Annotated in this window: 10 protein-coding genes; 5 read left to right on the top strand and 5 right to left on the bottom strand. The window is 68.7% G+C overall.

From position 1 onward, the window contains the following. A partial coding sequence (locus tag RJ05_RS26840) for a CocE/NonD family hydrolase (RefSeq protein WP_217999022.1) occupies positions 1-552 on the bottom strand: 552 nt, incomplete at its 3' end. 235 nt (positions 553-787) lie between these two features. Next, positions 788-1,384 carry a class I SAM-dependent methyltransferase gene (locus RJ05_RS26835; RefSeq protein ID WP_036542198.1) on the bottom strand — a complete coding sequence of 199 codons (597 nt, stop codon included), beginning with the start codon at positions 1,382-1,384 and terminating at the stop codon, positions 788-790. A 91-nt stretch (positions 1,385-1,475) separates the two neighbouring features. Here RJ05_RS26835 and RJ05_RS26830 point away from each other — a divergent pair, with 91 nt between their 5' ends. Then, positions 1,476-2,060, top strand: coding sequence for a helix-turn-helix domain-containing protein (locus tag RJ05_RS26830; RefSeq protein WP_036542196.1), 585 nt, complete (start codon positions 1,476-1,478; stop codon positions 2,058-2,060). Here RJ05_RS26830 and RJ05_RS26825 read toward each other — a convergent pair whose 3' ends face one another. Together RJ05_RS26825 and RJ05_RS26820 are read right to left on the bottom strand one after the other, a co-directional pair. Further along, positions 2,061-3,227 (bottom strand): thiolase family protein, encoded by a 1,167-nt coding sequence (locus RJ05_RS26825; protein ID WP_036542195.1) that lies wholly within the window; start codon positions 3,225-3,227, stop codon positions 2,061-2,063. A 91-nt stretch (positions 3,228-3,318) separates the two neighbouring features. Further along, positions 3,319-4,200: a universal stress protein gene (locus RJ05_RS26820; RefSeq protein ID WP_036542222.1), complete on the bottom strand. Its 882-nt coding sequence runs from the start codon at positions 4,198-4,200 to the stop codon at positions 3,319-3,321. Positions 4,201-4,492: 292 nt separating this feature from the next. Between RJ05_RS26820 and RJ05_RS26815 the strand changes: the two genes are divergently transcribed. Next, positions 4,493-5,230, top strand: coding sequence for an HD domain-containing protein (locus tag RJ05_RS26815; protein ID WP_036542193.1), 738 nt, complete (start codon positions 4,493-4,495; stop codon positions 5,228-5,230). A gap of 56 nt (positions 5,231-5,286) precedes the next feature. Further along, on the top strand, positions 5,287-5,598 hold the full coding sequence (ppnP, locus tag RJ05_RS26810) for a pyrimidine/purine nucleoside phosphorylase (protein WP_036542191.1): 312 nt from the start codon (positions 5,287-5,289) through the stop codon (positions 5,596-5,598). Between the two features lies 1 nt (position 5,599). On the opposite strand, the gene RJ05_RS26805 is transcribed toward ppnP, so the two are convergent. Next, positions 5,600-6,808 carry a PucR family transcriptional regulator gene (locus RJ05_RS26805; RefSeq protein ID WP_036542190.1) on the bottom strand — a complete coding sequence of 403 codons (1,209 nt, stop codon included), beginning with the start codon at positions 6,806-6,808 and terminating at the stop codon, positions 5,600-5,602. 392 nt (positions 6,809-7,200) lie between these two features. Here RJ05_RS26805 and RJ05_RS26800 point away from each other — a divergent pair, with 392 nt between their 5' ends. Together RJ05_RS26800 and RJ05_RS26795 are read left to right on the top strand one after the other, a co-directional pair. Continuing rightward, positions 7,201-8,937, top strand: coding sequence for an aldehyde dehydrogenase family protein (locus tag RJ05_RS26800; protein ID WP_373365090.1), 1,737 nt, complete (start codon positions 7,201-7,203; stop codon positions 8,935-8,937). A gap of 28 nt (positions 8,938-8,965) precedes the next feature. After that, positions 8,966-10,555: a GMC family oxidoreductase gene (locus tag RJ05_RS26795; protein ID WP_036542188.1), complete on the top strand. Its 1,590-nt coding sequence runs from the start codon at positions 8,966-8,968 to the stop codon at positions 10,553-10,555. The last annotated feature ends 33 nt before the right edge of the window (positions 10,556-10,588 follow it).

Genomic DNA, 10,588 nt, shown 5'->3' with positions numbered 1-10,588 from the left:
GCCGGTGCCGCGCACATCGGCGACGACCTGGGTGTAGCCGCTGCGAATCAGCTTGCGGTCCAGGCCGAGCACGGTCTGGATGGTGCCGCCGTCGAGGGCGTGCAGCAGATCCTCGAAACCGCTGATCGGAGTGCCGGACAGGTTGATCCGGCCCACCAGGTCCATGGTCAGCTGCTGTAGACCCGGCAGGGAAACAGCCGAATCGATCAGGTTGGTCATGAGTTTCGTGTACGGCGTGAGGTTGACGACGGTCGGCAGCGGCGTCGTCTCCACCTGGCCGTCGGCGCGGATCGGCCGGTACACGTTCGCCTTGAGCACCACGCCGTCGCTCATCGTGATGGGCACATCCCAGTCGATGTGCACATCGGGGTACGGCTGTGGGCCGTCGTGGGTCTGAGTCCACTGGCGCGCCAGTTCATCCGGCGCGACGGCGGGTGCGGGCGTTTCGTAGGCGACCGTGTTGTCGGTCAGCGTCGCCACCCCGGCCGCCCCGCCGGTCAACAGGATCACGAACGCTGCCGCCACACCCTGGACCCGCCGGGTCAACCGCATCGACACCCCTCCGCCTCATGGTTTCCGCATCCGGCGCACATGTGATCCAGACCATAGCAATCGGCTCTGGAAACGCGGGGATGACTCGCCAGCGGAGGCGGTGGTGTCGGCGAAGAGCGTGGCGGAGCGGGCTGCGGGGACATTGCAGCTCGCTCCGCTTTCCCGGTGTCCCCGGGGCTTCTCGAGCGTAAGCCCAGGTAGAGACCGGCCGGGCGGTTTCTCGGAATCGGGCCGGTCAGCTCGCAGGCTTGCGCTGGGCGCGCAGCACTACATCGCTGGTGTGGTGGGTTCCCGGCGGGCCCGGACGGGTGCGTGGGCGGGCCGAATTGACCAGCACCGTCCAGTCGTCGCCGAGCAGCTCGGCGACCTGCTCGGGCTGGTAGTAGTCGCGCGGGTCGAAACCGTGTTCGTGATCCGGCGGGAAGTCGGCCGGATCGTGACCGACGACGAGCAGCGTGCCGCCGGGGGCGACCGCATCGATCAAGCCGCGGATGGTGGCGTGATCGGGTTCGAGCTCGATGGGGAAGTAGTGCGCGGAGACCAGGTCGAACGCGGCCACAGGTGGCGGAACGGTCGTGAGATCCGCGTGCGACCAGGCAACCTCGTCGCTCGTCGCGGCGGCACGTTCCAACGCCACCCGCGACACATCCACCGCGGTGACCTTCCAGCCGCGTTCGGCCAGCCAGCGCGCATCGGCGCCCTCACCGCACCCGACATCGAGGGCCTGCCCGGGCGCGAGGCCGCTCACCTCCGCGACGAGCACATCGTTGGGTAGCCCACTGAACAACTGTTCGCGGCTGCCGTACATCTCGTCCCAGAACTGCTGGTCCATCGCGTTTCTCCATCCCTCGGTGCGGTACGGCCCAGCATGCGAGCAACCATGCGAACTTGACAAACAAATTTGCCAGAACTGCAATATCAGTATGGATCGGGACTTCGACGAGGTGATCGACGCGGTGGGTCCGCGGCTGCGTGAGCTGCGCCGTCGCAACGGCACCACGCTGGCCGCGCTGTCGGAACTGACCGGCATCCCGGTGAGCACGCTGTCGCGGCTGGAATCCGGGCAGCGCAAACCGAGCCTGGAACTGCTGCTGCCGCTGGCCAAGGCGCATCAGGTGCCGCTGGACGAGCTGGTGAACGCGCCCGAGACCGGCGATCCGCGCGTGTACGCGCGCCCCTTCACCCGCAACGGCCAGACCGTCATCCCGCTGACCCGCAAGCCGGGCGGCCTACAGGCCTGGAAACAGATCCTGGCGGGCCGCCCCGCCGACCGCGAACCGGACCCGCGCACCCACGAGGGCTACCACTGGCTCTACGTACTCAACGGCAAACTGCGCCTGATCCTCGGCGACCGCGACATGGTCCTCACCGCGGGGGAGGTCGCCGAGTTCGACACCCACCTGCCGCATTGGTTCGGCAATGCCGACGAACACCCCGTCGAATACCTGAGCATCTACGGCCCGCAGGGCGAACGCTTCCACATCAGGGCCCGCTACCGGCCCGAATAGCTACAGCCGTTCGATGACGGTGGCGTTGGCCAAACCGCCCGCCTCGCACATGGTTTGCAGGCCCCAGCGGCCACCGGTCTGCTCCAGGTGATTGACCATGGTGGCCAGGATGCGGGTGCCGGACGCGCCGAGCGGATGGCCGAGCGCGATCGCGCCGCCGCGCGGATTCAGCTTGGCCGGGTCGGCGCCGAGTTCGTGCTGCCACACCAGCGGCACCGGCGCGAAGGCCTCGTTGACCTCGTAGGCGTCGACGTCATCGATGCCGAGCCCGGCCTTGTCCAGCGCCTTACGGGTGGCGGGCACCACGGCGGTGAGCATGAGCAGCGGATCGTCGCCGACGACGGCGAAGGAGTGGAACCGCGCCCGCGCCCGCAACCCGAGCTTGTTCGCCATCCGCTCGCTCATGATCAGCGCGGCCGAAGCGCCGTCGGTGAGCGGGGACGAATTGCCCGGCGTGATCGACCAGTCGATCTCCGGGAACCGCTTCTTGTAGCTCTCGTCGACGAAGGCCGGCTTCAGGCCGGCGAGCTTGTCGACAGTGGTGCTGGCGCGAATGGTTTCGTCGGCGTCCAGCCGTCCGGCGGTGACGAGTTCATTGGCGAACCCGCCCGATTCGGCGGTCTCGGCGGCCAATCGGTGTGAGCGGGCGGCGAATTCGTCGAGGCGCCCGCGATCGAGCTTCCACCGCGCGGCCAGCAGCTCTGCGGAAATGCCCTGCTGGACCAGGCCCTCCGGGTAGCGGTGCGCGATGGGTCCGCGGTTGGCGTCCTGGCCCGCGGCATTGGAGAACATCGGCACCCGGCTCATCGACTCCACGCCGCAGGCGATGGCGATGTCGTAGGCGCCGGAGATCACACCCTGTGCGGCGAAATGCGCGGCCTGCTGGCTCGATCCGCACTGCCGGTCGACGGTGGTCGCGGGCACCGACTCCGGGAAGCCGGCGGCGAGTACCGCGGTGCGGCTGATGTTGAACGCCTGCTCACCGCTTTGGGTGACGCAGCCGCCGATGACATCGTCGACCAGGGCGGGGTCGAGGTCGTTGCGGCCGAGTAGATCCGAGAGCACCCCTGCCAGCAGGTTGGCCGGGTGGACATCGGACAGTCCGCCACCGGCCTTTCCCTTGCCCGAAGGTGTGCGCACGACGTCGACGATGACCGCGGTCTCCATGACCAACTCCTGACTTCCGGCCGACCAGTCAAGTTAATGACCATTCCGCAGTAAGTTAACACGGATTCGCTTGGTTCGGCCAGCGCCGGCCTCACGCCCGCACGATGATCACCGGGCATTCCACCGAGTGCAGCACCGATTCGGAGGTGGAACCGAGCAGCATGCCGGTGAACCCGCCGCGCCCATGGCTGCCGAGCACCACCAGCTGCGCGTTCTCGGCCTCGCGGGACAGCGAGCGGGCGGGCCGATCACGTTCGAGCACCCGCCGCACGTCGACGTCGGGGTAGCGCTCGGAGTAGCCGGCCAGCGCCTCGGCCAGGGTCGCGGCCTCGATGTCTTCGCTGTCGACCCAGTCGAGCATGGGCACATCCATGCCGGTCACATCGGTCCACGCGTGCAGCGCGATCAGCCCGACGCCGCGGCGGGAGGCTTCGTCGAAGGCCAATTCGATGGCCGGCTCGCTGTTGCGGGTGCCGTCGACGCCGACCAGCACCGGTTTGGCGGCGGACACCACGTCGAGGGCGGAGACGTCGCGAATCACCGCGACCGGGCACTTCGCATGCCTGGTCACCGCCGTACTGACCGAGCCGAGCAGGCTGCGCCGGTACGCGCCGAGTCCGCGACTGCCGACCACGATCATCACCGCATCGGCCGACCGCGCGAGCAGGTACGGGACGATGCGGCCGTCGACGAGCTCGGTCGTGACGCCGGGCACCTCGCTCTTCTTCGCCACCTCGGCGGCCCGCGTCAGGGTCTCCTCGGCGCGGCGGCGGGACCCGGCGATGTCCTCGGCGGAGAACAGCACGCTCGGGCGCATATCCGAGAGCAGTTCCGGCGAGCAGACGATGGCGAGCGGCCGCGCCCTGGACGCGGCGTCGGCCGCCGCCCAGGCCGCCGCGTGCATGGACTGTGGCGATCCGTCGACGGCCACCACGATCGGAGCGTCGGCGGGCATGATGCGTGGATTCGACATGGCGGGCCTCCGGTTGTCGAGGCCGGACCGGGCGAGCATCCGACCTTGGCGGGCGCGGTTGATCTCATCGGTGACGCTTGCGCTCAGCCTAGTCGTGGGCGGCAAGGCGGTCAGCGGGTTCGGTCCTCGCCGGCGGCGTCGCGCATCGAACGAGCCTGTGGTGCGCATTCGCTCACATCTTTCAGCATGGTTGAAGCTCATCCGCTAGCCTTCAATTTGGCTGAAGGTTCAGGGGAATCGCGTTCGGGCTCACCCGGTGCGATCCCGAACGGCAACTCGGATCGGAGCTACCATGGAAATCTCGCGTCGTACCGCGCTCGGCGCCGCCGCATCGGCCGGAGCCGCCATCGCACTGTCGAGGGCAACGGCCGCAGCGCAACCGCCCGCGCTCGCACTGCCCTCATCGCCGATAGCCGCAGCGGTACAACAACTCATCGACACCGCCCTCACCGCACCGGTGCGCAACCACAGCATCCGGGGATTCCTCTTCGGCCGCGCCCTGGCCGAGGCGCAAGGCCTGCGGCAGGGTGCCGACTACGACGAGGAGCTGATGTATCTGATCTGCGCGCTGCACGACATCGGCCTCGGCGATATCGCCAACGGCCACCAGCGATTCGAGGTCGACGGCGCCGACTACGCGGCCGAATTCCTCGAACGCAACGGCCTCACCGACGGCCGCGTCGACGTCGTCTGGGACGCCATCGCCGCGCACACGTCGGGATTCAGCGATTCACCCGTCTACCGGCGCCGCCGGCCCGCCGCCATCTGGATCGCGGTGGACGGAATCGGGTTCGACATCGGCGGCGGTCCCGACGACCTGCCACCCGGCTACGCCGATCAGGTGCACGCTGTCTACCCCCGCCTCGGCGGAATCCGCGCCCTCACCGAGATCATCGAGGCCCAGGCCCTCGCCGACCCACGCAAGGCCATGCCCGGAACCCTGCCCGGCGAGATCGTGCACCAGCGCCACCCCGAACTTCCCTATCTGACCTGGGACGAGATCATCGATTCCGGCGGGTGGGGTGACTGATCGGCGGACTGGCTGAAGTAGGCTGACGCCCGCCGGCTCACCACGGGAAAGAGATCATGTCGCAGTTCGAGAATGTCAGCGTCGCGAAGAAGGCCAACGTCTACTTCGACGGCAAGTGCGTCAGCTACAGCCTCGAGCTGCCCGACGGCACCAAGAAGTCGGTGGGCGTCATCCAGCCGGCGACCCTGACCTTCGGTACCGCGGCACCCGAGGTCATGGAGCTGATCGAGGGCGAATGCGCGGTCACCTTCGCCGGTGCGGACGAGGCCGTGGTCTACAGGGCGGGCGAATCGTTCTCGGTGCCGGGTGACAGCTCGTTCGATATCGAGGTGCGCCAGACCATGCACTACGTCTGCCACTACGGCTGAGTCAGGAAATAGTCTCCGGGGCCGGTCCCGGCCCGAGCAGGGTGACGGCCTGCAATGCCAGATGCAGCTCGGCGGACTGCACGGGGTCGGTGGTGTCGCGTCCGGTGAGATCGCGCAGCTTGCGCAGGCGGTAGCGCACGGTATTGCGATGGCAGTGCAGCTGTTCGGCGGCCGCGGCGGTCGAGCCCGCGCAGTCGTACCAGGCGTGCAGCGCGGCGATCAGGTCGTCGCGTTCGGGCTCCGGCAACCGCAGCACCGGCCCGAGGATCTGGGCGGCGGCCTGCCTGCTCGCCTCCGGCAGCATCACCAGCAGGTGCGCGACGGGCTGATCGCCGAACCGAACCGGGGTGCGCGCGCCGGGCCTGGCGCTGCGGGCCGCCAGCCTGGCCTCGGCGAGGGCGCCCGGAATGCCTTGCGGGCTGGTGAAATTCGTGCTCAGGCCGATCCGTCCGTCGACCAGATCGGCCAGCTTCGCCACCGCCCGGTCGATCCCGGCGGGCGATCCAGGGCACAGCAACCCCACGTGGGCGTCGATCTGCGAATCCCACACCGAGCGCACCCCGGCATCCTTCATCGCGCTGACCAGATTGCCCGGTAGCGCGGCGCCGGGATCGGCGGGCTCGATCGACACCACCGCGTAGGTTCCGCTCTCCGGCAGGCCCAATGTCCGCAGGGCCGTCAGCACGCGGGCCGGATTGCCGGAGTTGTCGTCGAAGAGCGTGCGGATCAACCGGCTCTGGGTCTGGGCGTCGGCATGGGCGAGCAGGATCTCCGTCTCGCGGTAGGCCTCGACCGCGGTATCGGAATAGGTGTCGATGAGTTCCCACAGCTCGGTGGCGAGATCACGCAGTTCGGGATCGCCTGGCGCGACGGAGCGGGCGGTGAGTTCCTCCCAGATCATCCGCCCGCCGAGCCGGAAGGCGTGCAGGAGGGCGGCGATGGGGACGCCGCGTTCGGCCTTGAGCCGTCCGACGGCCCGCGCCGGTTGCAGCCGGGCGGGGCGGCCCGCCAGCGCGCCGATGATCTCGGTCAAGTTGGCCAGGCACGCCTCGCGCAGTTCCTCGGCGGTGAGCAGGCCCGGATCGGCGTAGGAATGATCGGCGACGGTGATCCGGGTGACGAGCTCGTCTGCCATCGGCTCGACATGGGCGAGCAGTTCCTTGGCGAGCCGGGGGGCGCGCGTCGGGGCAGTCGGCGGTGGTGCGGTCACGTCAGCAGCCTACGCGCTCGGGCGTGACTCGCGCCACATCATGTTGTGCATGGACACAAATCCATCGGCGCCGGCTGTGGTTGTCGCATCGGGTGCGGATTGTGGACCGGGCCGGCCTCGGGCGGCGGGTTGAAGGTTCAGTCCGTCCGATGTAGTGGGTTAACCATCGGCAAAGGTATACGCCGAGTGCCCGACGGCGGGCGCCGATCATTCGTCGACCGCGGTCTCCATGCGATCGGATCGGCGTCGGGTCACGGGCCAACCCTCCGGGCCGTTTGTGCACGGGCACAAACCCGGCGGGTGTGGTCCACAACCGTGGCACCTGGTCTGGACAGTGTCCCCCGTCACACACTGGGAACGTCCCGGTATGCGGGAAGCTCGCCCAACCGCTCATCCATCCTGGAGGACCGAACGTGGTAACCAACCTGGCGCCATCGACTCACGCCGCCGTCGACGCGGCTCTGTCCGAGCTCGTCGAGGGCGAGAAGAGATGGGCGGCGCTGCCGCTGGCGGGCCGGCGCGAACTGCTCGACCGGATTCGGGAACTCACCGGGCGGCACGCGCAGGAGTGGGTGGACGCGGCCGCGGGGATCAAGGGACTCGCACCTTCGTCGCCACTGATCGGCGAGGAGTGGATGTCCGGCCCGTATGTGCTGGCGGCCGCGCTCGGCGCGCTGTCGGGCACCCTCGATGCGCTGGCGCACGGCAAGAGCCCGCTCGAGAAGGCTTCCTTCGGGGCAGCGGGCGATCACGTCACCGTCGACGTGCTGCCCGCGAGTACTTTCGACGCGCTGCTGCTCAACGGATTCAGCGCGCAGGTCTGGTTGCGGCGTGGCGTGAGCAGCGCTGCGGCGAAGGCCAATGCCGGGCTGGCCCAACTCGATCCGCGCCGCACCCACGGCATCGGCGCGGTCCTCGGCGCGGGCAACATCACCTCGATCGCGCCGTTGGACACCCTCTACGAGCTGATCGCGCACAACCGGGTAGTCGCGCTCAAACTCAACCCGATCACCGACCCGCTGCTGCCGGTGTTCGGCAAGATCCTCGCGCCGCTGATCGAGCTCGGCGCGGTGCGGCTGCTGACCGGCGGGGCCGAAGTGGGCGGGTATCTGGTCAACCATGACCTCGTCGCCCACGTGCATATGACCGGCAGCGCCAAGACGCATGACGCGATCGTGTGGGGGACCGGCGCCGAGGCCGCCGAACGGAAACTGGCCGGAACTCCGAAGCTGACCAAACCGGTCACCAGTGAACTCGGCGGTGTCTCGCCCACGATCGTGCTGCCGGGCGAATGGAGTCCGGCCGATATCGCATTCCAGGCCGAGCACGTCGCGACCCAGCGACTGCACAACGGCGGCTACAACTGCGTGGCCTCGCAGTCGTTGATCATCTCCGCCGACTGGCCGCAGAAGAAGCAGTTCCTCGACGCGCTGCGCACCGCGCTCGCGAACGCGCCCGCCCGGCGCGCCTACTATCCGGGCAGCGACGACCGCGTCGCCATGGCCCTCGCGTCCTACCCGCGAGCCGAACGCCTCGGGCCCGACGGCAAGCGGGTGCTCGTCACCGGGATCGAGCCGTCCATGCACGAACCGCTGCTGTCCGACGAATATTTCGCGCCGGTGCTCGGTGTGGTCGAACTACCGGGAACGGGAGCGAGTTTCGCGCGGGCCGCGGCCAGGACCGCCAACGATGATTTCACCGGCACGCTCGGCGTCAACATCATCGCCAAGCCTGACACGATCACCGAACTGGGCGCGGCCTTCGACGAACTGATCGAGGACCTGCGATACGGCACCATCGCGATCAACGCCTGGACCGGCGTCGGCTATCTGACGCCGACCGCCTCCTGGGGCGCCTTCCCCGGCCACACCCTCGACGACGTGCAGAGCGGCATCGGCGTGGTGCACAACGCCTGGCTGATCGACCGGGTACAGCGCACCGTGGTGCGCGGCCCGTTCCGTCCCGCGCCGCGGTCGCTGCTGCACGGTGAGTTCGCGATCTCGCCGAAGCCGCCGTGGTTCGTCGGCAACAAGACCGCCGCAGGCACCGGCAAACTGCTCGCCGGATTCGGCGCCGACCCCGGCTGGACCCGTCTGCCCGCGATCTTCGCCTCCGCGCTGCGCGGCTGAGCCGACTCACACCACGACTGGAGAAATCATGAGCACCAACAGCATCGCCGATTACGTCGTCGTCGGTACCGGCTCCTCGGGTGCGGTGGTCGCCGCACGGCTCAGCGAGCGCTCGTCCGACACGGTCATCGCCCTGGAGGCCGGGCCAGAGGACAAGAATCAGGCCATCCACATTCCGGCCGCCTTCTCCAAGCTGTTCCAGACCGACCTGGACTGGAACTACCTCACCACCCCGCAGCCGGAACTCGGTGACCGGCAGATCTTCTGGCCGCGCGGCAAGATGCTCGGCGGATCGTCGTCGATGAACGCGATGATGTGGGTGCGCGGATACGCCGCCGATTACGACGAGTGGGCCCGAGCCGCGGGGGAGGACTGGTCGTTCGCGAACGTCGTCGAATACTTCAAGCGCATCGAATCCGTCGAAGGCGCGGCCGAACCCGACGAGGGCCGTGATGGCCCGCTGCACATCTCGCACCAGCGCAGCGCCAGCCGCTGGACCGCCGACTTCCTCGCCGCGGCCGAGCACGCCGGTTTCAAGACCGAGCGCGCGAACCTGCCGCAGCCGGAAGGGTTCACCCAGACCATGGTGTGCCAGCAGCGCGGCGCCCGCTGGAGCACCGCCGACGCGTACCTGAAGCCCGCACGCAAACGGCCGAACCTCACCGTGATCATCGAAGCGCAGGCGAGCCGGGTGCTGTTCCAGGGCAACCGCGCCGTCGGCATCGAATACCGCGAGAACGGCGTGACCAAGACCGTGCGCGCCCGCAAGGAAGTGGTGCTGTGCGGCGGTGCGATCAACAGCCCGCAACTGCTGCAACTGTCCGGCATCGGCGACGCCGAACAGCTTCGCGCGCACGGTATTCCGGTGGTGCACGACCTTCCCGAAGTGGGCCGCAATCTCACCGACCACCTGATCTCGCTGATCGGTTTCGCCGTCGAGTCCGGCACCCTGTTCGATGCGGAGAAGCCGCTCGAGCTGATCAACTACCTGGTGCGCAGGCGCGGCATGCTCACCTCCAATGTGGGTGAGGCGTACGGGTTCGTGCGCAGCAGGCCCGAGCTGGAGCTGCCCGATCTGGAGATCATCTTCGGACCCGCCCCGTTCTACGACGAAGGGATCGGTGTGGCCCCCGGCCACGGCATCGCGATCGGCCCGATCCTGTTGCGGCCACGCAGCCGCGGCACCGTGACCCTCGCCTCCGGTGATCCGCTGGCCAAGGCCGTTGTCGACCCGAAGTACCTGTCCGACAGCGACGGCGCCGACCGCGCCGCCCTGATGGCCGGACTGCGCACCGCGCACCGCATCATGACCTCCGAGCCACTCGGCGCCAAGATCGGCCGCTTCCTGCAGCCCAAACGTGAGCAGCCGACCATCGAGCAGACCCTCGAAGACGCCCTCACCTGGCACTCACACACCCTCTACCACCCGACGAGCACCTGCCGCATGGGCACCGACGCCGCCAGTGTCGTCACCCCGGACCTGAAGGTCCGCGGCGTCGAGGCCCTGCGGGTAGCCGACGCCTCGGTGATGCCGACCATCATCCGCGGTCACACCCATGCCCCGGCCGTGGTCATCGGCGAAAAGGCCGCCGACCTCATCATCGCCGCCAACCGCTGAGTAATGCGGCACAGGAAGTCTGTGCCGCATCAG

The sequence above is a fragment of the Nocardia cyriacigeorgica NBRC 100375 genome (assembly GCF_000308555.1).
Taxonomy (GTDB): Bacteria; Actinomycetota; Actinomycetes; order Mycobacteriales; family Mycobacteriaceae; genus Nocardia; species Nocardia cyriacigeorgica.
The sequence above is the reverse complement of the archived record's forward strand: the minus strand, read 5'-3'. Positions and strand labels throughout refer to the sequence as shown.